The following is a 26224-nucleotide window of genomic DNA, read 5'->3' as shown; positions in this document are numbered from 1 at the left end:
CTCGCAGGACTTTTTTAATGTTACAAAATGGTTTTAAAATTGCTTTTAAAATCATTTCTTGCTTATGCCGACAACTACATCTCCACGCCAGACCGTAAAAAAAGTTCTTCCACTAATCTTAGCGACTGCCATTTTCATGCAGATGCTCGATTCTACCATTTTAAACACTTCCCTGCCTTCAATTGCAAGAGATTTAAACGAGTCTCCTTTGAATATGCAGAATGCGATCATCAGTTATGTTTTGACATTAGCTGTTTTCATGCCGGCTAGCGGATTTCTGGCAGACCGTTTCGGAACGAGAAGGGTTTTTATTTTTGCATTGGTACTTTTCAGTTTAGGTTCGGTATTTTGTGCTCTTTCGCAGAATCTTACGCATTTGGTTATCTCAAGAGTTATTCAGGGAGTGGGTGGCAGTTTGATGACTCCTGTGGGAAAATTAGCTTTAATTAAAACTTTCAACAGAAACGAATTGCTGAAAGCCATGAATTTCGCAATTGTTCCCGCATTAATTGGTCCTGTTTTAGGACCTTTGGTCGGAGGCTATATAGTAGATTACCTTTCATGGCATTGGATTTTCCTCATTAATATTCCGATTGGTGTTTTAGGAATTGTTTTAGGTTTAAAATATATGCCGAATTACAATTCAAGAGAAACCGATTTTGATTTAAAAGGTTTTATGATTTTCGCAGCAGCCTCTCTTCTACTTTCGATTTCACTTGAATTATTTGGGGATATGCAGAATATAACGCCGGTTTTATTGGTTTTCATCTTAGGATTTTTATTTCTTTTCTATTATTATCGACATGCTAAAAGAGGCAACAATCCTATTTTTCCTTTAAATTTATTTCAAGTTCGTACTTTCCGTGTAGGAATTATCGGAAATCTTGCCACAAGATTAGGCATCAGCTCCGTTCCGCTATTGCTTCCTTTGATGATTCAGATTGCTTACGGTCAATCTGCTGTTATGTCAGGATGGATTATTGCTCCGATGGCTTTAACCGCAATGTTTGGAAAATCTTCTGTCATCAGAATTTTAAATAAATACGGGTATAAAAGAACTTTAATGGTCAATACTTTCGTGATTGGAACTTTAATCTGTTGTTTAGCGATTCCAAATATTCACGATTCCATTTTTTGGTTTGTGCCGGTGATTGCCATTTTAGGATTTTTCAATTCGATACAGTTTACATCGATGAATACGATTTCAATCGCAGATTTACGAAACTTCCAAACCAGCAGCGGAAATTCTCTGATTTCAGTTAATCAGCAATTAGCTATCGGTTTCGGGATTGCATTTGGTTTGATTGTTTTAAAAATTTACGAAAACAGCCCTGAACTTATTCAGCACGAAACCCACAACGCATTTCGTTATACCTTTTTAACGGTGGGAATTTTAACGATTTTATCAAGCTTAGTTTTCAGGAGACTTCACGTATCAGACGGAAGAAATATGAAATCTGCAGAATAAATACCCAAACATAAAAACTCTCATCCCCTCAAGCATTCCGACCCAAAAATCACTACTTACCACACATCAATGTAATTCTCTTCTTACTGTCCTAAATTTGTTTAAAATTAAAACAAACATATTATGACAACTAAAAAAGTAGAAATCGTAATTCCACCAAAGGCTGCACATTTCGTAGGTGATGGTTTTAGGGTGCATAATTTTATTCCGAGCGCTCAAAAGCTGGATATGAAAAGAATGGATCCGTTCATCATGCTCGACTATAATTCTAAATTTCATTTTAATCCTTCCGAAACTCCAAAAGGTGTCGGCGTTCACCCACACAGAGGTTTTGAAACTGTAACAATTGCTTATCAGGGAAAAGTAGAACATCACGATAGTGCAGGTGGTGGCGGAATCATTGGCGAAGGCGACGTACAGTGGATGACTGCAGCAAGCGGCGTTCTTCATAAAGAGTATCACGAAAAAGAATGGTCAAAGCAAGGTGGAATTTTCCAGATGGTTCAGCTTTGGGTAAATCTTCCTGCAAAAGATAAAATGAGCAAACCAAAATATCAGGCTATTTCAAATTCAGAAATGAAAAAAGTAGATCTAGACGACAATGGTTTTATAGAAATAATTGCAGGAGAATACAATGAAAATAAAGGTCCTGCATTTACCTTCACGCCCATCAATTTGATGAATGCTAAATTAAAATCAGGCGGAAAGGCAGAATTTAATTTTCCAGCCAATTTCAACACGGCGGCTTTAGTTATTGAAGGAAATATCATTGTAAATGGTGAAGAAAAAGCACCCACCAATAATTTTGTTTTGTTCAAAAATGAAGGCGAAAGCTTTACCATCGAAGCAACCGAAGATTCAATTATATTAATCATTAGCGGAGAACCCATTAATGAACCTATTTTTCCACACGGTCCTTTTGTAATGAATTCAAGAGAAGAAATTTTACAGGCTTTTGAAGATTTCAATACAGGAAAATTTGGATATTTGGAAGATTAATTTTCAATTATTAATTACATTATTTGTCATTCTGACGAAGGAAGAATCTCTTTAAAATAAGATTCTTCACTACGCTTTGCTTCGTTCAGAATGACAAAAATTAAAAATAAACTCACAACTTAAAAAATATAAGCATCATGAAACCAGAATTTGAAAACATTCCATTAGTAAAAAACGAAGAAAAAAAGAGATTTGAAATTGAATTAAATGGTCATTTTGCGTTTATTGATTACAAAGAAACCAGTCATCAGATTGCTTTAATCCACACTGAAGCAGCACCCGAATTAGCAGGAACCGGAGCCGCTGCAGCCGTAGTTGAAAAAACGTTGATTTACATTGAAGAGAGCGGTAAAAAACTACTTCCCTTCTGTCCGTACGTTTTCGCCTTTATCAGAAAACATCCGGAGTGGAAACGTATTGTTGACGAAAGATTTGAAAGCTACGATAAACTTTAATTTTACTTAAAGTACTGTAAATAGTAGAAATTTTTAATTAAATTAGCTTTACACAAAAAACTAAAATCACAATCATTATGTCAAATATCGGACTTATCATAGAAGAAAAATCAGCAGATATAGGAAATTTTTTAGTCGGAAGATTATTGCCTTTCCGCGAAAAAAGAGCAGTGGGACCTTTCGTTTTTATCGATCACATGGGACCTGCCGAACTGAAAGATTATCAGAATCTTGATGTTGCTGCACATCCGCATATCGGACTTTCTACATTAACTTATCTGCTTGAAGGATCAATTTTTCACAGAGACAGCATAGGAAGCGCACTTGAAATAAAACCGGGTGCCGTAAACTGGATGACCGCTGGAAAAGGCGTTGTACACTCAGAAAGAACTCCCGAATATCTAAGAACTACAGATAAAAAACTTCACGGATTTCAGATTTGGGTAGGTCTTCCGAAACATTTGGAACAAAGTGAACCTACTTTTCATCACATCGAAGCCCATGAACTTCCGGTTTGGGAAGAAGATGAAGTTCAGTATAAATTAATTGCAGGTGAAGCTTTCGGAAAAACATCTCCGGTTCCTGTTCACAGTAAATTATTCTTTATTGAAATTAAAACCAAGACTGCACAGAAAATCAGTATCGGACAAGATCTTTACGGAGAAGCTGCAATGTATGTTTTAGACGGAACAGTCAATATTGAAGATAATTCTTACGGTTCAAAACAATTATTGATTGCCAAAAACACCAAACTTTGCGAGTTTGAAATGAGCGAAAATGCTACGGTTTATCTTTTTGGAGGCGAACCTTTTGATGAAGAACGTTTCATTTTCTGGAATTTTGTCAATTCAGACAAAGAAGTCATAGACAAAGCAAAAGTAGACTGGAATGACCAGAATCATGAAGCTTTCCCTTTAGTTCCGGGAGATGACAAAGAATATGTTCCGTTGCCAAAAGCAATTTTGAACAGAAAATAAACCTAATTTTAATATTTAGACCAATCTTTTATAAATGAAAAACCTTGTAGTTTTATTCTTATTTTGCGCATCTTTTTTAGGGATTGCACAAACAACTGTAACTGAGCCTAAAAACAATCCGGCAGAATGGTCAAAAGACTATGAACCTTTCAAAATTGCAGGTAATTTGTATTATGTAGGAACTTCCGATCTTGCCTCTTACTTTATTGTGACCAATAAAGGCAGTATTCTTATCAACACAGGTTTGGCAGATTCTTATACTACTATTAAAAGAAATATCGAAAAGCTCGGTTTTAAATATAAAGATATTAAAATCCTGACCTTAACACAGGCTCATTTTGATCATATGGGTGCAATGGCTCAGATAAAAAAAGAAACCGGCGCAAAACTTTATGTGGACGAAAAAGATGCAACAGAGCTCAAAAGTGGCGGGAAATCTGACCATGAAATGGGAAAATACGGGGTCACTTTCGAACCTGTAAATCCTGATTTTCTTTTAAAGAATAAGGCTAAAATAAAATTAGGAAATACAGTGTTAACATTGCTTCACCATCCGGGTCACACAAAAGGATCATGCAGTTTTTTGCTTGAAACCAAAGATGGAAACAAAATTTACAAAGTTTTGATTGCCAATTTCCCTTCGATTATTATTGACCATAAATTTTCGGATGTAAAGAACTACCCTACCATTCAAAAAGATTATGCACAGACTTTTGAAGACATGAAAAAAATAGATTTTAATCTATGGGTAGCCTCACACGCAAGCCAGTTTGACCTTCATAAGAAACGAAAAGAAGGAGATCCTTACAATCCAAAATTGTTTATGGATAAAGAAAATTATTTTAAAAGGCTCAAAAATCTAGAAAACGATTATTTGGAAAAGGTAAAAGAAGATTCAGTGAAAAAATAATCAATTCAGGATTATACTTTTTGATAATTTAACAATAAATAAACATGAAAATATTAGCATTTGCAGGAAGCACATCTTCCACATCCATCAACAGAGAACTGGTAAAATTTGTTCTGAAAAGCTTTGAAGAAAACGAAATTAATCTAATAGACCTTAATAATTTTGATATGCCCGTTTTTTCCGTTGACCGCGAAAAGAAAGGTTTTCCTGCTGAAGCACATAACTTTTTGAAGCAGATTGAAGATTGCGATGTGATTATCTGTTCTTTGGCAGAACACAACCGCTCTTATTCGGCAGCTTTTAAGAATGTTTTCGATTGGGCATCAAGAATTAATGTGAAAGTTTTCCAGAATAAACCGATGCTTTTAATGAGCACTTCACCCGGTGGTTACGGTGGCGGAAACGTAATGAATACAGCAAAAACTTTCTTCCCGCAATTTGCGGCAGATGTGAAAGAAACTTTCTCATTACCTAAATTTTATGAAAATTTTGATTTGGAAAGCGGTATCATCAATCCTGAAATGCTGAAAGATCTTAATGATAAAATTGAAAACTTTAAAAATCAAACTAAATCGTAAGTCATGGAAACACATAAATATTCTAATGGTAACATTAATGTAATCTGGCAACCTAAGAAGTGTATTCACGCAGGAGTTTGTGTAAAAATGCTTCCAAAAGTTTATAATCCTAAAGATCGACCTTGGATAAAAGCAGAAAATGCAACTTCTGATGAACTACAAAATCAAATCAATCAATGTCCTTCGGGTGCATTGACCTACGAATTAAATACTGAAAAATAATGGCTGTAACCGTAAAAGCAAGTTTAGGCAAAACAAAATATTACACAGAAGTTATCGCAGGTGAAAACACTCTGATTACCGACGAACCCGTTGATAAAGGCGGACAAAACAAAGGTTTTAATCCTTTTGAAATTCTCGCAACGTCTTTGGCAAGTTGTACTGCAGCGACTTTAAGAATGTACATCGACAGAAAAGAATGGGACGTTGAAAAAATCGACGTAGAAGTAGAACTGGAAAATTTTCCGCTGACAAAATTGGCTGTTTTTAAAAGAAATGTTAGTTTTGAAGGAAGCAATCTGAGCGATGAGCAACTGAAAAGGCTTCATACCATCGCAGACGCTTGCCCTGTACACAAAATATTACTTAACGAAATAGAAATTCAAACCAAATTTTCATAATATGATAGAAGTAAAACAAAACAACGACGAAAAACACGGAAGCTTTGAAGCTGTAATTGATGGAAACAGAGCAGGATTAATGACCTATACCTGGGCTGGTGAAGACAGATTCATCATCAATCACACCGAAGTAAACGATGCTTACAACGGAAAAGGTGTTGGAAAAGAAATGCTGATCAAAGCAGTAGAATTTGCTAGAGAAAACAGCAAAAAAATCATTCCGCTTTGTCCTTTTGCGAAAGCTACTTTTCAAAAAAATGAAGATTTGAGGGACGTTTTATAGTATTACGATCAGAATTAAAATCTTAAAAACCTTTCACGAAATCTCGCTGAAAGGTTTTTCTTTTTCAACAGAAACAAAAAAAACTATATTTGCTAAAATTTAAAACCTTAGCATGAATCCAGGAACTGTTCTTTTGCTGTTTGTATTTGTTTATTTCGTAGGCCTTTTAGTGATCTCGTATTTTACAAGCCGAAATTCTGACAATCAATCATTTTTCATCGGCAACAAAAAAAGTAAATGGTGGCTTGTAGCCTTCGGAATGATCGGAACCAGCTTAAGTGGTGTAACATTTATTTCCGTTCCGGGAACCGTCGGGAAAATGACCGGCAGCGAATATATTTTCGGGGGGTTTGAATATTACATGATGGTGATTGGGTTTTTCATCGGGTATTTTATTGTGGCGGCGGTACTTCTTCCACTCTATTACAAGATGAATCTGACCTCGATTTACACGTACTTAGGCAGAAGATTCAATGTTGAAGCTCATAAAATCGGTTCGGTATTCTTCATTGTTTCACGAGCGATCGGTGCAACAGCTAGATTATATTTAGTTGTCAATGTTTTACAGATATTTTTATTGGAAGGTTTAGGCGTTCCGTTTTGGGTAACGGCTCTAGTACTTCTTTTAATGGTTCTTTTATATACTTTCGAAGGTGGCGTGAAAACTATTGTAATCACAGATACTTTGCAGACTTCGTTTATGATCATCAGCTTAATTGCTTGTATCGTCTATATTTTATCTAATTTAAATCTATCTTTTGGCGAAGCATACACGATATTAGAACATAAAAACTACACTCATTTTATCAATTTTGATCCGAATTCCAAGACATTTTTCTTAAAAACCATTTTGGGAGGAATCTTTATTACCATCGCAATGACCGGATTGGATCAGGAAATGATGCAGAAAAATATCTCTGTCGATAATCTGAAAAACTCCAAAAAAAACATGCTGACTTTCGCAGGAACATTACTTTTTGTGAATTTGGCTTTCCTGTTTTTAGGTGGTTTGCTTTATCTTTTTGCTTTGCAAAATGGCGCAGGATATTCTGAAGTAACAAGCATTGTAGAAGGAAAAGAAGTTGTTTCTAATGTTTTCGGATTTAAAGATGCTGCAGGAAATGTGAAAAACATTATGGGAGACGATTTATTCCCGGCTTTATCATTGAATGGGTATTTCCCGATGACCATTTCTGTCATTTTCATCATCGGATTGATTTCAGCTCTATTCCCTTCCGCAGATGGCGCTTTGACAGCAGTGACGAGTTCTTACTGTGTAGATTTATTAAATTTAAATGAAGATAAAACCAGAACAGAAAAGCAAAAGAAACATCTTCGTATGAAAATCCATTTGACGTTTACGGTCGTTTTCTTTATTTTAATTATGGTTTTCAAAGCGATGAATGACAAGTCGATTGTTTACCTCATCATGGAAATTGCAGGCTACACGTACGGACCGCTTCTAGGACTTTTTGCATTCGGAATTTTTACCAAATTTAAAATTTCAAAAAAATATTCAATTCTTGCGGTGACGCTTTTAGCACCGGTTCTTACCTATTTGATTAATTATTCTGTAACCACTTTCACCGATTACAGAATTGGTGTAGAACTTATTATTTTAAATGGTTTGTTGACGTTTATTGGGTTGTGGTTAGCGAAAAATAAGAATTATTTGAAGTTGGTTTAATTTTTCAGGGCAGCTATTTCCTCTTTAAAGAATTAAAAAATATCAAAATCCGGAACTCAAACTCCGGATTTTTCCATTTCCGTAAGCCGACAAAAAATCGTAAATTCGCATGTATCAATTCTAATAATAAATCCTAATATATGAGTAAAAGTATTGAAGAGCTGAAATCTCTTACAACACAAATCAGAAGAGACATTTTGAGAATGGTTCATGCTGTAAATTCAGGGCATCCTGGTGGAAGTTTAGGCTGTACAGAGTACTTCACCGCACTTTATGGTAAAGTTTTAAACTACAAGTTACCATTCACCATGGAAGGTAAGAACGAAGATCATTTTTACCTTTCAAACGGACATATTTCACCGGTTTTCTATTCTACTTTGGCAAGATTTGGTTTCTTTCCGGTAGATGAATTGAAGACTTTCAGAAAATTAAATTCACGACTACAAGGTCACCCAACCACTCATGAAGGTTTGGAAGGAATTAGAATTGCTTCAGGATCCTTAGGTCAGGGACTTTCTGTAGCGCTTGGTGTTGCTCAGGGTAAAAAATTAGACGGTGACAATTCTTTGGTGTATACCCTTCACGGTGACGGAGAATTGCAGGAAGGTCAGGTTTGGGAAGCTTTGATGTATGCTGCAGCTAAAAAAGTAGATAATGTGATCTCTACAATCGATTATAACGGACAACAGATTGACGGAAGTACAGAAAATGTACTTTCATTGGGAAATCTTCATGCAAAACTAGAAGCTTTCGGATGGATTGTTTTGGAAGAGAAAAACGGCAACGACCTTGAGGCCGTAATTGCTATTCTTGAAAGAGCAAAAACGGAAACAGGAAACGGAAAACCAGTGGCAATCATCCTTCACACCATTATGGGTAACGGTGTTGATTATATGATGGGAACTCACGCTTGGCATGGTAAAGCTCCAAACGACGAGCAGTTAGATACAGCTTTCAAACAATTGTACTTAGAAGCTCCAGCAGATTACTAATTATAGGTAATGAGTAATTGGTAATAATTAATATTTAAACATTAAGAAATTTTAGTTTTGAAGGTTTTTTAAGAATCAGTTAAATCTGAATTTAACATAACGCTTAAAAATATCTTTAGATATTACCTTAATCTTTTCTTAACAAATTAATTCATCTTAATGGTTTAAAATTAAAATTTATTTGCTTATCAATTATCAAACATCATTAATCAATTTATAAACTTAGAAATTCACATGAAATATACATATACAGAAAAAAAAGATACACGTTCAGGATTTGGGGCAGGATTAGCTGAATTGGCTGACAAAAACCCTAATGTTGTAGCACTTTGTGCAGACCTTATCGGTTCTTTAAAAATGGAAAAATTCATCGAAAAAGCTCCTGAAAGATTTTACCAAGTTGGTATTGCAGAAGCAAATATGATGGGATTGGCTGCAGGTTTGAGCATTACAGGAAAAATTCCTTTTACAGGAACTTTTGCTAACTTCTCTACTTCAAGAGTTTATGACCAGATTCGCCAATCGATTGCATACTCAAATAAAAACGTAAAAATCTGTGCTTCTCACGCAGGTCTTACTTTGGGTGAAGACGGTGCAACACACCAGGTTTTGGAAGATATTGGAATGATGAAAATGCTTCCGGGAATGACCGTCATCAACACTTGTGACTACAACCAAACGAAAGCAGCTACTCTAGCGATTGCTGACTTTGAAGGTCCTGTTTACTTAAGATTCGGAAGACCGGTAGTTCCAGTTTTTATTCCTGAAGATATGCCTTTCGAAATCGGAAAAGGTATTCTTTTACAAGAAGGAACAGATGTAACGATTGTTGCAACAGGTCACTTGGTTTGGGAATCTTTGGTTGCGGCAGAAGAGCTTGAAAAAGAAGGTATCTCTTGTGAAGTAATCAACATCCACACAATTAAACCTCTTGACGAGGAAATTATCTTAAAATCTGTTGAAAAAACAGGTAAAATTGTTACCGCAGAAGAGCACAACTATTTAGGTGGTTTAGGAGAATCAGTAGCAGGAATGTTGGCTAGAAAAAGACCTACAAGACAAGAATTTGTTGCAGTAAACGATACTTTCGGAGAATCTGCAACTCCTGCCGAATTAATGAAAAAATATAAAATCGATTCTGCAGCTGTAATTGAAGCTGTGAAAAGAATTTTAGATAAATAAATTTCTTTTTGAAATCATATTTAAAACACGCTTTCGGGCGTGTTTTTTGTTTTGCATATACTGGAAGCCACAGATTGTAATTATGTCGAAATACTTGGTTTGGTAATTGCTGTTCTATTTTTAGTGAATAAAAATTTTAAATATAAAACCTAAAAAAACATGAAACAATTATTAACCCTACTACTTGGAATCATCTTTATTTTAACAGGAATTGATTCTGCAAAAGCTTGTTCACCGGTTCATACCCCATTTAATCAACTTTTAGATAATTTTGATCCAACATTAAATACTGCAGTAGAAGGTTATTTTATTTCTCCAAATACGTTTAAAGTGACCAAATCATACAATCCGGCGATAAAAGTCGGGAGCGAAAATAAAGTTTTCGAATATGGACCGTTTGGAAGCCAATGCGAAATGTACGAAATGGAAAGCGGCATCGACACAAGATTTATTGGAGCAAAAAACAGCAGAATATTATTTTTAAATAAAGACCGAAGCAAAAATGGAAAATTAGTAACCCCAATCTTTCATGGAGAAGGGGTATCTATTAGCGGCTCAAAAACCGTTACGTTTAATCATTATGTTTCCTCAGATAAAGCACCCTATTCTCAGGAATATCGCTTTTCTGCAACTTTAGATGAAGTAAGAAAACGTTTTCTTCAACAAAAAACAACTGTTCCGTTAAAATGGAATAAGAATGTTGTTAAAAGATAAAAAGTTTACTGTAAATAATTAATCCACCGAATATTCAGTGGATTTTTTTTGTAATAAATATTTTAAAATTAATTATCTAAAAAACTTCCACTTCGGAATAATAGCCAGCATTCCAAAGCCTGTAAAAAGGAAAAGATTGGTGACGTCTGAATATAAGAACGTAGACAAGTAATAATTGTGCATAAAGAAGTGCAAAACGAGCATCCCAGGAAAAAGAATGATGCCTATTTTTCTGTAAAAAAACATGAGCACAATTCCTGCAATCATTAAAATATCGATTGAGAAAATAAAATAAAAATATCCTGAAGGAATATTCAGGGTTTCGTGTTGCAGATACTCGTCAAAATCAAGCCCGATTCCCATGAAAGTAAATAAAAGCAGAGATGCCAATGCTAAAATAAACCCCCATCCTTTTTTAGGATCTTCATCAAAATAACTGTATTCTTTATATTCCTTTTCCATAGTGCAAAAATAAAGAACTTATGAATAAATTCATAAGTTCTTCGGTATTTATATCGTCTAAAATTTGATTAAATCGAGATTGCGTTGATCAATCTGTTTTTATCACTCAAAAACTCTTCCATTGAGATCATACTCTCAGTTCTCATCACATCTTGGATGTCGTCGATCTGATAAATAATCTTCTTAGCGTCTTCAGTATTTTTAGCTTTTACCTTACAGAAAATGTTGTATTTTCCAGAAATTACGCTTGCTTCTACTACGTTTGGAATTGTTCCTAACTCCTTCAAAACCTCTTGAGTGCGGTTTGATTTTGTTAAAAGGATTCCGATAAAAGCTGTAAAGTGGTAATCTAGCTTACCATAATCTAAATTAAGAGATGATCCTAAAATAATACCTGCATCTTCCATTTTCTTCACTCTTACATGAATTGTTCCTGCAGATACGTCCATCTGTTTTGCAATTTCTGTAAAAGGCATTCTTGTGTTTTCTACTAAGAAATCAAGAATTTTCTTGTCTATTTCGTCCAGTTGATAGTTCATATTAGTGAAATTATATTTTTCCTAAAAAATCAATAAATTTTTTACAAAATTAAGAAAAATAAATTAACTAAAAAAAATATATCAAACATTAACAATAATTAACACGGATGATAAAAATCATTCAAGGATTCAGATTATTTAACCGTTGATTTTACGGAATCTGTTTTTATTTCCTTATTAGCAGGAGGCTGTTTTTTATCTTTTCTCTTCTTTTTAAAGAAAGAATTGAAGCTTTTACTCCATACGATACCGCCACCATACGCCTGATTTGCAGAACCGTTGGTACCAACCGTCCCAACACCCATTCCGATATTGGTGGGTTTAGAGTACCCTCTTAGAAGTAAAGTCCCGTCATTCTTTTTAGAAATATCGTATTCTATACTTCCTTCCCCGGAGAGATAGTTGGTTTCGGTGGCGTCTGTTTTATTTAAAGGAATACCTAATCCTGTTTTCACAGTAACTCTTGGTGAAAGATCAAAACTCACTCCTGCATTAGCACGGTCACCCAAATTTGAATTCTGGTCAGCTTTTACATAATTTAAATCAATCTGAAATTCATTACTCATTGTATTAAGCACTGACCCTAATTGTTTAAGCAACATATTGTAACCTGATGACTCTGCTACACCAGCCGCATCAAAATTTAAATTCCCCGTATTAGAAACATTAAAACTGTTTAATAATAAAATGGAACCAAACTGCAAAACATTCTCCCCTTCCGTCTGATTTATCCTTGCCGCTAAAGTTTCTTTTACCTGACTCGACACATCAAGCGCTGTAACGTTTAGTGCTATTTTAGGGTCACTTAAGGTATTGGTGATATTTGCCTGCAGAAGTATACTGATGGGTTGTAATTGACCCATGTTCAGATATTCCCCTGCATTAGAAACCATTCTTACATAATTTGCTGTTATATCAAGCATAGGCTTCATCGCATCACCATCCCAACGTATGCTGCTGTTTTTCTGAATCTGGAAAGTCCTGTTTAAGATTGCTTTGGACACAAACGTTCCACTATCCACCATATAAGATCCGTTCATTGCAATAGCTCCCTGCCTTCCCATCTGGAATCTCAAATCATCAGCAATCCCTTTTACCATAATATTTCCGACATCATCACCCACCAGAACATTTACCGTAGTTCCTTTATCAACGTCAAGACTGAAATCGATATTCATGTTGGCTCCGGATTTTTTCTTGTCTTCTAAAGTGACCAGACCATCTTTTCCTTCTTTCAGGAACCTCAGCATTTTAAATTCTTCCACGTTTGAAGTTGAGCTTGAATTGAAAGTAAATGTACTTCCGTTCAACGCTTTCATATTCGGAGTTGATAAATTTAACGCAGAAACCGGACCGTCGACGTACAAATCTCCCTGTCCGTAAACTCTTCCCCAGAAAAGATCATATTCTTTCTGAGTGGTGTTCAGCATTAATAAATTATCGGCTCTCATTACCAAGTTGACCCCCATCGATGATAAGGTTTCAAACTGTATTGCCCCGGAAATTGTTCCTTGAGAATTGGTTCTTCCGTCATGTACTCCAATATTGTTCAAAATCGCCAAACCTTTAGAAAGCGGAATCACTGTATCGTCAAAAGAATAATCAACTCCCGTGAACAATAGTTTTAAACCAAATTCCTTTAAAGCAATATCGCCACTATAATCAAGATTTTTAAGCGTTCCGTTTATTTTTAAATCTCCGGTTGCTTTTCCTCTTAAATTCCCAAAAATAGTCTGCACAAACTGTTGCGTAAATGCCAAATCGAAATCTCTCAATTCTGTAACCAAATCGATTGTTGGAGATGGTGTATTGTTATTAACCGTACCCGTTAGGTGAAGGTTATTATTTCCAATCACACCTGCGGATGTTACTTTTACGTCGACATCATATACATTTAAAGAAAATCCGTTGACTGCAGAAATGGTAAGGTCACCCATATCATTTCCGTTCATCATGATGTCGTCAACCGTTAAATCAACCAATGGCTGCAACGTGCTTTTATCCATTTTGATTTTTACGCTACCATTGGCTAAACCTTTAATATCCATAGGATTTCCGCCGGCCTGCATTTCCAATAGTTTCTCTATTGCAAAATCCTGAACTTCCGCATCTACATAGAAATCTTTCGCAGATTTAAATATCGATTCATTAATTAAGAGTGAACTTTTATCTGAATAAATCTTAAGATTTCTAACTTCAAAATCTTGTGTTTTCTTACGATAACTAATGTAATGGTCGAGCTCAGGGCTTGTATCAATAGACCATTTTACATTATTAAAATTAACTTCTGTAGGCTCAAATTTGAAAATATAATCTCCCGCCGGATTTGTAGACTGATTAAAATTAATTGCGTAATTCTTCAGATTATCATCAAGCTCATCTTGCGGACTTCCATGTTTAAAGCTGGTTGCGATTCTTAGGGTTGAGTTGTTTTCGTTTTTACCTGTAAGAAGAATGTCTTTCAGAATATTTTTATTGTATTCTACCCTTTTAATTTTTGCATATAACTGTTGGTCAAGATTTGCGGTATTAATTCTCACCATAACGCTATCGACCAAAGCACTGTCTCTGGTAATAACTTCTCTCGGATTTACCGTATATGCGGGGTTTGCATTGGCCAAAGCCATGTCAGCATCTGTGATTTCCTCTTTTTTGGTCATCACATACTTCAGAGAAGCGGCATCGAGATTTAAGATTAAATTGTTTGAATTCCCATCATACTCGCCTTCCACTGTTGCCCCTTGAGGAAGTTTTAAATCCGGCATAAAATAACTCACCAAACCTTGCTGAACATCGAAATTCATCGTAAAATTCTGTCCGCGGTATAACTTTCTTGGTGGCGGACCGACTAAAATTTTACCCAAACCGTTTTCCACCATTCCTGCCAAATCAGCAAGATTATATCGTCCTGAAATTTTACCATCTACTGCGCCCGGAGCATTGACATCAATCACACGATTTCCGCCTTCAATAAAAGTTTTTACTTTAGCATTCGGAATCTGATAGCGTTGTACAGCCGTTGCAAAACTGATATTATTGGCTTCAACATCAAGATTTAAATCATTAAGATTCGTCATCGACATTTTTCCGTTCACCTGACCGCTTACAATCTGGCTTCCTGGTTTATCGGTGAAATAGTTCATATTCAGATGCGTAACATTCGCATCAACATTTGCAGAAATTCTTTTAGTGCTGAAATCAATCAAACCTTTTACGGTAGCTTTTGCCTGTTCGTCATTTACGGTAATTAAACCGTTGTATTTTCTATGATCAAGCAAACCGTCCAAATTTAGATTATTGATTTCTTTATTCATGATCTCAATGCTTGAAATCTGAGATTTTGTAGTGATGCGCATCGTGTTTACATCAAAACTTTGTCCGTCAATATTGAATTTCCCTGAAATAAGACCCACCGTTTTACTTTTGGTAATCACCGAAGTATTCAGATCTCTCACTTCCGCATACCCTTTGTATTTAGGCATCGTCGTGCTGAAATCTGTCAGTGAAAAATTGGTGATTTTTGCCTGTCCGATTCCTGTCATCAGGTTTCCTGAAGAAACATAAACTTGTTTTGGAGTAACTTTTACGTCTCCATTGTATTTTAATTTTCCGAAATCATCTGCGAAGTTTTTCATTTTGGTTGAAATGAAATTCGGCATCATCGCTTTCAGATCTTTGTAGGTAAAATCTGCGGAAAGATTATTGGTTTCAATTAAGAAATTACCTTTCAACAGATTGGTAATGTTCATTTTTTGCGTGGCAATATTTACCGAAGGATTTCTGATCAGGAAATTATCTAACCTAAATTTATTCAACGGACCGGTCATTTTTCCGCTGATATTAAAAGGAATAAAGTTATCCCAATTGGTGACAAAATAAGAGATATCATAACCGCTCAACTGACTTCCCAGCTTAAGATTCATATCCCATTTTACTTTATTGGTAAAATCTGCCCAAGAACCTTTATTTAAATTAAATTTAATATCCCCCTGAAGAAGTGAATGATCGGTATTTAGAGTTAAATCTTTCAGAAAAAGATAATCCTCGGTCATGGAGAAATCGGTAGAAAAAGTATCTACAAAATGAGCTTTCCCCCATCGTTTTGTAGTAAAAGTAAAATTATTAATGGTTGCATTAATGTTGACTCCATTTACTTTCAATCTTGGGGCAATAAGATTGACATTGGTTGCTGTCAGCCATTTTCCGGGTTCACCGGGAGAGTTTTGGTTGACAATAGAAACTTTAGAATCTAAAATCTCCAATCTTGAATTTAGCTGAAACGGCGGTTTTGTCAGATCTTTTTTCTTACCGCTGTCAAAAAGCTGCGTAAAACGGATGAAGTTTGAAATACTGTCACCTTTATACGTAATCACTTTTATATCCGCATCGATAAGGCGTAAGCCGTTAAAACTTAATGAATTGTTTTTGCCAACATTCGTAGCCAAAGAAAACCAATCTGAATTGGCTTTAAATTCTCTTGCTTTGATGAAGTCTAAATTTTTATAATCCTTAATTCTTAGTCCTTTAATCGTAACATCCCCAAAGAAATCTACTTCTACACTTTCGGTAGACATTTTTGCTTTGAAATCTCTGTTGACAATCTGCAAAGCCTGATCTGCTGCCCATCTTTTAGTTACCGGAAGATTAATCGCAATAAAAACAAAAGCTACAATACCAAGAACTGTCCAAAAAAGAATCAGTAAAAGTTTAGCCCACCAAGAATAGCTGGTTACGTCTTTTGCAGCCTGCTTACCAAATTCCTGAGCGGTATCTATCGGGTGATGAATGGCATCAGAAGCAAGCTCAGAAGCCTCTTTCACCGTCTCCTGAACGTTATCAACCGTCTTTTGTACCTGATCTCCTAAGTTTTCAGCTACTGATTTTTTATGCTCATTTTCGTTATTATTCTCTAACTTTGCCATTACTATGAGTGACTCTATAATTTTAGGTATCGAATCGTCTTGTGACGATACTTCAGCAGCCATTATCAAAGGAAATTCTATTCTTTCAAATATTGCCGCAAACCAAGAAATCCATAAAGAATATGGAGGCGTGGTTCCTGAGCTTGCGTCACGAGCTCATCAGCAGAATATTATTCCCGTAGTAGAAAAATCCTTTACCAAAGCAAATATACAACAAAATGCAATCTCTGCCATAGGCTTTACCCGTGGCCCGGGACTTTTGGGTTCTCTCCTCGTAGGAACTTCATTTGCTAAGTCTCTGGCTATGAGCCTAGACGTTCCTTTGATCGAAGTTAATCACCTTCAGGCGCATATTTTGGCGCACTTCATCGACGATGCAAATCCTGTGCCGCCAAAATTCCCATTTTTGTGTCTTACGGTAAGCGGCGGTCATACGATGATCGTTTTGGTGAAAGATTATTTTGACATGGAAATTATCGGTAAAACGATTGATGATGCGGCAGGTGAAGCATTTGATAAAATCGGGAAAATTTTCGATCTCGATTATCCTGCAGGACCGATTATCGACCGATTGGCAAAAGAAGGAAATCCTGATACCTTTAAATTCAATAAACCAAGATTAGAAAATTACGACTACTCGTTCAGCGGGATTAAAACTTCGGTTTTATATTTTATACAAAAAGAAGTAAAGAAAAATCCTGATTTCATTAAAGAAAATATGAATGATCTTTGTGCATCTGTACAAAAATGTATTATTGAAATTTTAATGAATAAACTGGAGAAAGCTGCGAAAGATTTAGATATAAAAGAAGTTGCAATTGCAGGTGGAGTTTCTGCCAATTCTGCATTAAGACAAATCATGCAGGACAATCACGAAAAATTAGGCTGGAATATTTACATCCCAAAATTTGAATATACAACAGACAATGCCGCAATGATTGCAATGGTTGCACAGCTGAAATTCGAAAGAGGAGAATTTACAGATTTGAGAACTACAGCAACCTCAAAATACGATTTATAAAAGATTTTTTTTCCAACTCTAAAGGGTTGAAAATTTCTTAAAAATAACGACTTAAAATTAATATCTACAGATGAAATTATTATTAGAAGAAAAAGTACTGGGAACGCAATCTAAAAAGAACTCAAAATATTATTGGGTTTTAGAAACGATTACCGGAAAAAATGAAGTTACAGAAAAATCTGAAGACGAAGATTATTTAATGATAAGTTCAGAAATAGGATATGTTCAAAATGTAAAGGAAGAGATTATCGAGAAAATCAATTCAGAAAATGTATTTAGTTTTGCTTACGAACCTAAAGAAGGAGATTATTTATCCATCAAAAATAATTTAAGAAAAAACGAATATCTGAATTTGATTTTTATGAATAATAGATGGGTTGAAGAGATTTACGCTTGTTCATACAGAGATTGTGAGGGCGATATTTACACCACGATAAAAACGGGAGTGGCATTTTTAAGCGATAATGAGATTACATTTTAAAAAATAAAATAACTGTCTGAATATCAATATATGAAACTTTTTTTTGGAGAAATCAATAACGGAACAGCAATCATCAACGACGAAGAACAGCAGCACATCGTGAAAGTTCTTCGCATGAAAGATGGCGAGGAAATTCACGTAACCGATGGAAAAGGAAATTTAGCTTCCGGAACATTGATTATTGAAGGCAAAAAAGCAGGAATTGAAGTTGCCGAAATCAAAACTGAAACTCCAGATTTCAATCCAAAGCTTCATATTGCGATTGCTCCGACAAAAAATATTGACAGAATTGAATTTTTTGTTGAAAAAGCAGTAGAAATGGGAATTTCTGAGATTACGATTCTTCAGACTGAAAAAACTGAGCGTAAAAATCTGAATATTGATAAAATCAGAAAACAGGCGATCGCAGCATCAAAGCAAAGCTTGAGATTTCATTTTCCGATTGTTAATGATTTGATTAAATTACCTGACTTTCTAAAAAATGTAGATTCTGAGACTACTTTTGTGGCTCACTGCAACGAAAATCTAGAAAGAATTAATTTAAATGAAATTCCAACATTAGAAAACTACACTTTTCTGATTGGTCCTGAAGGTGATTTTTCGGATAAAGAAATTTTGTTTTTAGCTGAAAAAGGAATTAAAGCTGTTTCTCTCGGAAATCAACGTTTGAGAACTGAGACTGCAGGTGTTTTTGTGGCTGCTTGGAATTATAATAAGATGATTTTTTAAGACAAATTTAAAATTGAATCTTATTATCTTTTAGATATTTAGCCAAAATCTGCTTACCACTTTTCACAGAATTCACCGCCCAACGAATCTTCATTCTCAGCAATTTTTCTTCATTGAGTTTATACTCAATATCAGATTTCATCAGCTTTTGCTTCAATTCATACATACAAAGCGAAGCTGCGACAGAGACATTAAAACTTCTTGTAAAACCATACATCGGGATCGCCAAAGTTTCATCGGCAAAATCTAGAATTTCCCGAGAAACTCCCTCCATCTCTGTTCCGAAAACGAGAGCGATTGGCTCGGTGATTTCATATTCCGGAAGCATTTTCGCATTATTTTCTAACGAAACGACAACGATTTTATAGCCTTTATCTTTGATTTTTTGAAAAGATTCCATATTTCGGGGAAGTTTTTCTACTTCAACCCAGGTGTCTGCACCTTTTGTGACTTTTAGATTGGGTTCGAAATTATTTTCTTCCTGCAAAGCAACCACTTTGTGAAAACCACAAGCTTCCACCGATCTTACAATTGCTGCTGCATTTCTGAACTGATAGACATCTTCTAAAACAGGAAGTACAAAATCTGAACTTTCAGGAGCGAAATGTTCAATTTTTCTTAATCTTTCTTCGGTTAAAAACTGTTTTAAATACTCGTAAGTTTTTGCTAAATCTTCCATCCATTTTCAAATCTTTGCAAATTAACGTAATTTTGAAATTCTGAACCTGAAAAGAAACTCAAAATCTTTAATTTAAATTTAAAATGAAGCGAAAAGTCCTTCTGATTTATACCGGTGGAACCATTGGTATGGAAAAAGATTACGAAACCGGAAGTCTCCGTGCCTTTGATTTCGGAAATATTTTTGAGAAAATGCCCGAAATGAAACTCATGGAATGTGAAGTTTTTGTACATCCTTTTGCAAAACCTTTGGACTCTTCTGATATGGGACCTGAAGAATGGAGAATTATCGCTAATTACATCTTTGATAATTATAAAAAATATGACGGATTTCTGATTCTTCACGGAACAGACACCATGTCATACACGGCTTCTGCATTGAGTTTTATGCTAAAAGGTTTAACGAAACCCGTGATTCTAACCGGTTCACAACTTCCGATTGGAGATTTAAGAACGGATGCGAAAGAGAATCTTTTAACTAGTTTATATTACGCAAGTTTATATGAACAAAACGAAGCAGTGATTCAGGAAGTGGCAATTTACTTTGAATATAAATTATTGAGAGGAAACCGTACTTTGAAATACTCTGCTGAATATTTTGACGCATATTCAAGTCCAAACTACCCTATTCTTGGGCAATCCGGAGTTCATTTGAAAATTGACAAAGACAATTTGTTCCGATGTGAAGGTCGAACTGAATTTCATGTAGACGGACATATTTCTGAAGATGTTTTGTTCTGGAGAATTTTTCCGGGAATGAAACTGAATCATTTTAAAGAAATTCCGAAAATGAAAGTTTTGATTTTGCAAGTTTTTGGTTCTGGAACAATTTTCAGCAGTGAAAAAACTTTGGAAACTTTGCAGCAAATCAGAAGCAACGGAACGGAAATCGTAGTGGTAAGTCAGTGTATTTCAGGCGGAATCTCCTTTGGCAAGTATGAAAACAGCAATATTTTTGTTAAAATCGGGGCGATAAGCGGAAAAGATATGACCGCTGAATGTGCCATCACAAAAGCAATGCATTTAATTGATAACCCAAATTACAAAGGAAGTTTTGCTGATAATTTCTCGAAAAATATTTGTGGCGAAATCAGTGAATTAGCAGATTAAGAATTTGTTAATTCGATAAAATAGCCTATTTTTGCAGTCTTCAAAACATAGAGAGGTGTCCGAGTGGTTGAAGGAGCTACCCTGGAAAGGTAGTATGCGGGTAACTGTATCGAGGGTTCGAATCCCTTCCTCTCTGCAAAAGCGTTGATTTTCAACGCTTTTTTAGTTTCTAACTATCGAAAATTTTAAAATAAATTTTCATTCTTTTTCTTATAAAATTATTGCAAAATTGAGCTTTCAATTAATCATAAAAATTCTAACAATTTTTTAGTACTTATTATAAATAATCCAATGGGCTTTTCGCATTACTCTTGCTGATATCTGTAATATGCGTGTAGATTTCAGTTGTTTTAATATTACTATGACCCAATAAATCTTTGATGATTCTAATATCAATTCCATTTTCCAACAAGTGTGTAGCATAAGAATGCCTCAAAGTATGTACTGAAGCCGGAGTGATAATTCCTGCTTTCCTCAAAGAATTTTTTAGAATTTGCTGTACACTTCGTTCAGAATATTTTTCTGAGCTTTTACCTTCAAACAGATAGTTTTTTGGTTGGTAAATTTTATAATAATCTCTTAAAGCATTTAATAATTGGGCAGATACAACCATCAAGCGGTCTTTATTTCCTTTTGACTGACGGATTAGCAGCAACTTTTCTTTTACTTTAATATCAGATATTTGCAGTTCCAAAAGCTCACTCAATCTCAAACCGCAGGAATAAATGGTCATAAGAATTGCTTTATGTTTAATATTTTCTGTGGCATCTAATATTTTTTTAACTTCGTCTCGTGTGAGAAATTTTGGCAGTTTATATTCCCTTCTTTTAGGATAGAGGTGCTTTAGGCAAATATGGCGTTGGAATATCTCTTTATAAAACTTGGTAATTGTAGAAATCATCGCTTTCTGATATGATTGCCCTACTTTTCTTTTTTCTACCAACCAGACAACAAAATTTTCTATTTGTTGATCGGTAATATCTTCCGACTTGTGTTTAGCAGAATGTCTGAGAAAATAAGTAAGATGTGATGCATAAGTCTTTACACTTCTATCAGCATAACGTTGCATACGGAGTATTGTTACAAATTGATCTATGAGATTTTGATTCATCTTTTATTGCGTTTATCCAAAGATATAGAAAATTAATCAACTAATTTATAGATAATTAACTAAAATAGTAAAGAGGATAAGCGCAACAATACATATCTTGTATTTGCGCAATGCGTAAATTTGGATGTTGACAGTAATGTTATAACCACACTAAACAAACAAATTTTATGACAGGAATAATTCATTTTGAGACATTTTTATTGACAGGAATTTTATTAAACCTGACACCAGGTAATGACACAATTTTTATCTTGACTAAAAGTATTGGGCAAGGGAAAAAAGCAGGAATTGTTTCAGCTTTAGGTATTGGGACAGGAAGTCTTGTTCACACAATTTTAGCCGCATTCGGACTTTCCATAATTATTGCAAAGTCAATATTACTCTTCAACATTATCAAATTTGCAGGAGCTGCTTACCTACTTTACATTGGTTTCAAAATGCTTACTGATAAGTCGCAACTTAAAACAGACAATATTATTTCAAGTAGTTCTGCGGACTATTGGAAAATATACCGAGACGGAATTTTTACAAATATTTTGAATCCCAAAGTTGCTTTATTTTTTATCGCATTTCTACCTCAATTTATAGACCCTACTTTAAAGAATACTATTTTGCCATTTCTTACATTAGGGACAACTTTTATTGCGACAGGAACAATTTGGTGTTTGATATTGGCAACTTTTGCATCTGCAATTTTTAGCAAATTGAAGACTAACAAAAAGGTATCAACTTGGATAAATAAAATTTGTGGATTAACAATGATTGGACTTGGAATTAAAGTAGCATTGACTGACCGTAAATAGAAAACACTACTGCCAACAAGGGTTTTGCGTCAGGCGGGCTGAAGTGCAAAATTCAACAGTAGTTTTTCAATTAAACTTTAGTAATAATACAGGCTTTTGTGCTTCGATTTCCCGTCCGAACGCAAAGCCCCGAACCGTTAGCGGTAATTTCTAACAAAAGTATAATACAACTTATGAATGAAAATGAAAAAATTGTAACAGAATTTCTTAAGATGATGTCAGAAAGAAAATCCGAAGATAACTTCGAGAAATTCTATCATCAAGATGCTGAACAAATAGAATACCCAAACTTAGTAACGAAAAATGTTGCAAAAAGAAGTCTGGAAGATTTAAAGATTGGATCTGAACGCGGTCGCAAAATAATGTCGAAAGAAGTATATGAAATCAAAAAACTATATAGTTTCGAGAATATTGTAATTCTTGAAGCTGTGTGGAAAGGCACAATATCAATTCCTATTGGAAAGCTTCAAATTGGAGAAGAAATGGTAGCGTATTTTGCTCAATTTTTTGAAATAAAAGATGGGAAAATATTCCGTCAAAGAAATTATGATTGCTTCGAACCTTTGGATTAATTAAGGAAACTACCGCTAACAGCCGTTTGGCGCAATAGCTGGTTTGTCTTTCTTGGAAAATACTCTCAACTTCAGCATTTCTTATTACATTTTTCTTTAACTTGCCGCTACTACGCCAAGCCGCGGAACGTTAGCGGTAAGTTTTCAGAATATCTAATAGAAATTTATGTTGAACGAAGAATTAAAAGACCAAATTTTACAGACGAAACTAGTTTATCTTAACGGCTATCTTGCTTCTTTAGCTGCTATTAATTCTTTTTCAGTAATTGGAATGAATTACAAACTATTTGCTTATAATTTTTCGGATGGAAATATAGAAGGCGCTATACAGAATAATTCATATGAACTCTTCGGAGTATATCCAAATGATTGGGATGTAGAATTAACAGAAGTTAAAGATTGGAAAGAAAGATTAGAAATTGAATTAGTAAAACCTGTAATGCAGCAACCATCTATTTTAAGTGATAAAGAGAATGAAACAATAAGGGATTTGAAAAGTAGAATCAAAAATTCAATTAACGACTTTATAACTTTACTTGAGAAAGAATTCGCCGAAATATCAACAAACATTTACGAATCAACTGTTACTAAAGGTGGTTTTTACAGAATAATGGGAATAGATTTGGTTTTTGAGATTGAAGAAACAAAAATTATTTTTCTTCAAATACTCGGTAATGATTAAAAAACCTACCGCTAACAGCCGTTTCTCGCAATTGCGAATTTTGTAGTAAGTTCACGTTTACGTTTCGCAAGAATTTTTATCTTTAACAGAAAATAAAAGGTTCCGAACTTCGCAACTGACGAGAAGCGGCGGAACGTTAGCACAAATTGTATGAAAATAGCACTCACCTTAATCTTTATAATCATTACAAATTTGTGTTTTTCACAATCTGTATCTGAATACAAAAGATTTAAACATTTTACAATATTAAAAGATAATGATACAATAAATTATCACATCTACTCACAAAATGAAATTACAGATAAAACAAATATTATATTATTTATTCAAGGTTCGGCAGCAGTTCCAATGTTTGATATAAAAAAAGAAAAAGAATCCGTCTCTGTGGTCTCTACAATTCCTTTTGATTTGAACAAAATACCGACTAATTACGCCTTTATAATTGTATCAAAGAAATGCGTTCCTTTTGCAACAATAAATGAAACTTTTAATCCGCCGAAATGCTATTATGAAAATGAATCTTTGGACTATAGAGTTTGGCAGTACAATAATGTTATTAATCACATTAGAAAAAAAATAATCAAAAATTCTGAAAAAATTGTTGCTTTAGGACATTCAGAAGGAAGTGATGTTGTTGCAAAGCTGGGCACTGTAAATAAAAAAATTACACATATTGGATTTTGGTCAGGCAGTGGAAATACTCAATACAATGATTTTGCATTATCCATAAGACAAGAAGCATCTAAAGGTAAAATTGATGAAGCTACTTCTATAAAAAAACTGGATAGTTTATATTCACAAATTGAGGATATCGAAAAAAATCCAACCTCAATAGATAAATTCTGGTTAGACAATACATACAAACGTTGGCACGAATTTTCAGAGCCGCCAATCGAGAATTTACTCAAAATCAACATCCCAATATTTATTGCAATTGGAACCAAGGATCAAGCAGTTCCTATTGAATCGTCTTTAATTATAAAAACAGAATTTATACGACATCATAAGGACAATCTTACCTTTAAATCTTGATCACGGATTTGAAACTCTTCCAAGCAATGATAATGAAGAATCGAAAGATATGTGGATGGATATTTTCGCAGAATTTATGGAATGGACAAATAAAAAATAACAACTTCTGCTAACCGCCGCTAACCAAAATTGCCGAGTTTTCGGTAGCCGGAAGTTGTGAGTTCACGAACAAACATTATCTTGGCAGAGAAAACTCAGTCCGCTTTGATCGGCAACTTCGGTTAGCGGCCAAACGTTACCTTCCATTTTATCCAAAACTAAAACGACAATAATATTAAAAACGAATTTTTATGTACAGATTATTAATTATCACATTTTGTTTAAACTCATTACTTTTCAATGCTCAAATAAATAATAAAAAACAGAAAACAGAATTGACAATTATTGGAACTGTACATTTCCCTACAAAAAACATAAATAAGGATACAATTTATTCAATTTTAGAAAATCTAAAACCTGATATAATTCTTATGGAATCAGATATGACAAATTTCAATTCAGATTTTACATTTAAAAATACTTATGATGAAAATGAATGGAATGCAATTATTAAATATAGAACCAATTTTAAGAATACATTATTTAGACCAATTGAATTTGAAGGAAGAAATAATTATAGAAAACAAAATGGAATTCAAAATCCTGATGTTGTATTGAATGAAATTAACGTTCTCGATTCATTAAATATTTTATCTGAAAAACATAAAAAAATCTGGAGTAGATTTATTGAATTATCGGGCTCTCTAAACGAATTAGACAATAATTCGTTAAAAGCAATAAATTCGACTTCTACAGAAAATTTAGTTAAGGAAAGGCAATTTTACCAATATCAAAAACTAAAAGAAATTGTAGATGAAAATGACGAATTCGCTAAATTGAAATTTGAAACTGCAACTAAAGACTCAATTTCATTTAGAGAATTATATAAAAGATATTGTTACTTTGAGGAGTTAAGAAATAGAACCATAATTGACAATGTTTTAAAATGGAAAGATAAATATCCTAACAAAAAAATTGTTGTATTAATTGGTTTCTATCATAAATATTTTTTAGTAAACGAGTTGAAGTGGAAACAAAAAGAAAACAATTTTGAGCTGAAAGAATACAATAAATAAAAAACGACAGGTAACACGCGTTTGGCAAGATTGGGGTTTTGGGCTGAATTTAAAGGTGGTTTTGTACTTGCAAAGTTCAGTCTTGAACCGAGAATTTAGTTT

27 protein-coding genes and 1 tRNA gene are annotated in these 26224 nt (G+C 34.3%); 23 read left to right on the top strand and 5 right to left on the bottom strand.

Annotated elements, in window-relative coordinates:
* Positions 1 to 64 precede the first annotated feature (64 nt).
* The 13 genes from EAG08_RS15605 to EAG08_RS15545 all read left to right on the top strand — a co-directional run bounded on the left by EAG08_RS15605 (position 65) and on the right by EAG08_RS15545 (position 10865).
* Positions 65 to 1468, top strand: coding sequence for an MFS transporter (locus EAG08_RS15605; protein WP_129536242.1), 1404 nt, complete (start codon positions 65 to 67; stop codon positions 1466 to 1468).
* Positions 1469 to 1591: 123 nt separating this feature from the next.
* Positions 1592 to 2467, top strand: coding sequence for a pirin family protein (locus tag EAG08_RS15600; protein WP_129536241.1), 876 nt, complete (start codon positions 1592 to 1594; stop codon positions 2465 to 2467).
* Between the two features lie 137 nt (positions 2468 to 2604).
* Positions 2605 to 2922: a GNAT family N-acetyltransferase gene (locus tag EAG08_RS15595; protein WP_129536240.1), complete on the top strand. Its 318-nt coding sequence runs from the start codon at positions 2605 to 2607 to the stop codon at positions 2920 to 2922.
* A gap of 77 nt (positions 2923 to 2999) precedes the next feature.
* Positions 3000 to 3899: a pirin family protein gene (locus EAG08_RS15590; protein WP_129536239.1), complete on the top strand. Its 900-nt coding sequence runs from the start codon at positions 3000 to 3002 to the stop codon at positions 3897 to 3899.
* Positions 3900 to 3933: 34 nt separating this feature from the next.
* Positions 3934 to 4809, top strand: coding sequence for a subclass B3 metallo-beta-lactamase (gene bla / locus EAG08_RS15585; protein WP_129536238.1), 876 nt, complete (start codon positions 3934 to 3936; stop codon positions 4807 to 4809).
* 44 nt (positions 4810 to 4853) lie between these two features.
* Entirely contained in the window at positions 4854 to 5387 is a 534-nt protein-coding gene (locus tag EAG08_RS15580) for an NADPH-dependent FMN reductase (protein ID WP_129536237.1), read from the top strand.
* A 3-nt stretch (positions 5388 to 5390) separates the two neighbouring features.
* On the top strand, positions 5391 to 5609 hold the full coding sequence (locus tag EAG08_RS15575) for a (4Fe-4S)-binding protein (RefSeq protein WP_129536236.1): 219 nt from the start codon (positions 5391 to 5393) through the stop codon (positions 5607 to 5609).
* Positions 5609 to 6007: an OsmC family protein gene (locus tag EAG08_RS15570; RefSeq protein WP_129536235.1), complete on the top strand. Its 399-nt coding sequence runs from the start codon at positions 5609 to 5611 to the stop codon at positions 6005 to 6007. The genes EAG08_RS15575 and EAG08_RS15570 overlap by 1 nt, the downstream gene beginning before the upstream one ends.
* A gap of 1 nt (position 6008) precedes the next feature.
* A complete protein-coding gene (locus EAG08_RS15565) occupies positions 6009 to 6290 on the top strand; it encodes a GNAT family N-acetyltransferase (protein ID WP_185145168.1) in 282 nt (93 codons plus the stop codon).
* A 112-nt stretch (positions 6291 to 6402) separates the two neighbouring features.
* On the top strand, positions 6403 to 7977 hold the full coding sequence (locus tag EAG08_RS15560; protein ID WP_129536234.1) for a sodium:solute symporter: 1575 nt from the start codon (positions 6403 to 6405) through the stop codon (positions 7975 to 7977).
* A gap of 140 nt (positions 7978 to 8117) precedes the next feature.
* Positions 8118 to 8969, top strand: a complete 852-nt coding sequence (locus tag EAG08_RS15555; protein ID WP_129536233.1) for a transketolase — start codon at positions 8118 to 8120, stop codon at positions 8967 to 8969.
* A 234-nt stretch (positions 8970 to 9203) separates the two neighbouring features.
* Positions 9204 to 10151, top strand: coding sequence for a transketolase family protein (locus tag EAG08_RS15550; protein ID WP_129536232.1), 948 nt, complete (start codon positions 9204 to 9206; stop codon positions 10149 to 10151).
* A 159-nt stretch (positions 10152 to 10310) separates the two neighbouring features.
* Positions 10311 to 10865, top strand: coding sequence for a hypothetical protein (locus EAG08_RS15545; protein ID WP_129536231.1), 555 nt, complete (start codon positions 10311 to 10313; stop codon positions 10863 to 10865).
* A gap of 72 nt (positions 10866 to 10937) precedes the next feature.
* Here EAG08_RS15545 and EAG08_RS15540 read toward each other — a convergent pair whose 3' ends face one another.
* From EAG08_RS15540 to EAG08_RS15530, 3 genes are all read right to left on the bottom strand, one after another.
* The gene (locus EAG08_RS15540; RefSeq protein WP_129536230.1) at positions 10938 to 11327 is read right to left on the bottom strand and encodes a hypothetical protein; all 390 of its coding nucleotides are present in this window, start codon (positions 11325 to 11327) and stop codon (positions 10938 to 10940) included.
* Positions 11328 to 11395: 68 nt separating this feature from the next.
* A complete protein-coding gene (locus EAG08_RS15535; protein WP_047446659.1) occupies positions 11396 to 11866 on the bottom strand; it encodes an Lrp/AsnC family transcriptional regulator in 471 nt (156 codons plus the stop codon).
* A gap of 134 nt (positions 11867 to 12000) precedes the next feature.
* Positions 12001 to 16788 (bottom strand): translocation/assembly module TamB, encoded by a 4788-nt coding sequence (locus EAG08_RS15530; protein ID WP_129536229.1) that lies wholly within the window; start codon positions 16786 to 16788, stop codon positions 12001 to 12003.
* A gap of 4 nt (positions 16789 to 16792) precedes the next feature.
* Here EAG08_RS15530 and tsaD point away from each other — a divergent pair, with 4 nt between their 5' ends.
* From tsaD to EAG08_RS15515, 3 genes are all read left to right on the top strand, one after another.
* Positions 16793 to 17809, top strand: coding sequence for a tRNA (adenosine(37)-N6)-threonylcarbamoyltransferase complex transferase subunit TsaD (tsaD, locus tag EAG08_RS15525; RefSeq protein ID WP_129536228.1), 1017 nt, complete (start codon positions 16793 to 16795; stop codon positions 17807 to 17809).
* A gap of 70 nt (positions 17810 to 17879) precedes the next feature.
* Positions 17880 to 18290: a hypothetical protein gene (locus EAG08_RS15520; RefSeq protein ID WP_129536227.1), complete on the top strand. Its 411-nt coding sequence runs from the start codon at positions 17880 to 17882 to the stop codon at positions 18288 to 18290.
* Between the two features lie 30 nt (positions 18291 to 18320).
* Complete coding sequence (locus EAG08_RS15515; protein ID WP_129536226.1) at positions 18321 to 19019, top strand: RsmE family RNA methyltransferase; 699 nt, start codon at positions 18321 to 18323, stop codon at positions 19017 to 19019.
* A 7-nt stretch (positions 19020 to 19026) separates the two neighbouring features.
* On the opposite strand, the gene EAG08_RS15510 is transcribed toward EAG08_RS15515, so the two are convergent.
* On the bottom strand, positions 19027 to 19698 hold the full coding sequence (locus EAG08_RS15510; protein WP_129536225.1) for a TrmH family RNA methyltransferase: 672 nt from the start codon (positions 19696 to 19698) through the stop codon (positions 19027 to 19029).
* 83 nt (positions 19699 to 19781) lie between these two features.
* On the opposite strand from EAG08_RS15510, the gene EAG08_RS15505 reads away from it, so the two are divergent.
* Both EAG08_RS15505 and EAG08_RS15500 read left to right on the top strand, forming a co-directional pair.
* On the top strand, positions 19782 to 20807 hold the full coding sequence (locus EAG08_RS15505; RefSeq protein ID WP_129536224.1) for an asparaginase: 1026 nt from the start codon (positions 19782 to 19784) through the stop codon (positions 20805 to 20807).
* Between the two features lie 49 nt (positions 20808 to 20856).
* Positions 20857 to 20943, top strand: a tRNA-Ser gene (locus EAG08_RS15500).
* A 141-nt stretch (positions 20944 to 21084) separates the two neighbouring features.
* Here the strand turns inward: EAG08_RS15500 and EAG08_RS15495 are convergent.
* On the bottom strand, positions 21085 to 21876 hold the full coding sequence (locus EAG08_RS15495) for a tyrosine-type recombinase/integrase (protein WP_262696746.1): 792 nt from the start codon (positions 21874 to 21876) through the stop codon (positions 21085 to 21087).
* Positions 21877 to 22085: 209 nt separating this feature from the next.
* Between EAG08_RS15495 and EAG08_RS15490 the strand changes: the two genes are divergently transcribed.
* The 5 genes from EAG08_RS15490 to EAG08_RS15470 all read left to right on the top strand — a co-directional run bounded on the left by EAG08_RS15490 (position 22086) and on the right by EAG08_RS15470 (position 26122).
* Positions 22086 to 22721 (top strand): LysE family translocator, encoded by a 636-nt coding sequence (locus EAG08_RS15490; protein WP_129536222.1) that lies wholly within the window; start codon positions 22086 to 22088, stop codon positions 22719 to 22721.
* Between the two features lie 173 nt (positions 22722 to 22894).
* Positions 22895 to 23293, top strand: a complete 399-nt coding sequence (locus EAG08_RS15485; protein ID WP_129536221.1) for a nuclear transport factor 2 family protein — start codon at positions 22895 to 22897, stop codon at positions 23291 to 23293.
* Between the two features lie 166 nt (positions 23294 to 23459).
* Positions 23460 to 23975, top strand: a complete 516-nt coding sequence (locus EAG08_RS15480; protein ID WP_129536220.1) for a hypothetical protein — start codon at positions 23460 to 23462, stop codon at positions 23973 to 23975.
* Positions 23976 to 24125: 150 nt separating this feature from the next.
* Complete coding sequence (locus tag EAG08_RS15475) at positions 24126 to 25007, top strand: carboxymethylenebutenolidase (protein WP_129536219.1); 882 nt, start codon at positions 24126 to 24128, stop codon at positions 25005 to 25007.
* A 290-nt stretch (positions 25008 to 25297) separates the two neighbouring features.
* Entirely contained in the window at positions 25298 to 26122 is an 825-nt protein-coding gene (locus tag EAG08_RS15470) for a hypothetical protein (RefSeq protein WP_129536218.1), read from the top strand.
* Positions 26123 to 26224 lie beyond the last annotated feature (102 nt).

Source organism: Chryseobacterium sp. 3008163 (assembly GCF_003669035.1).
In the GTDB taxonomy this organism is placed as follows: Bacteria; Bacteroidota; Bacteroidia; order Flavobacteriales; family Weeksellaceae; genus Chryseobacterium.
Note: the sequence above shows the minus strand (reverse complement) of the source record. Positions and strands in the feature narration are given on the sequence as shown.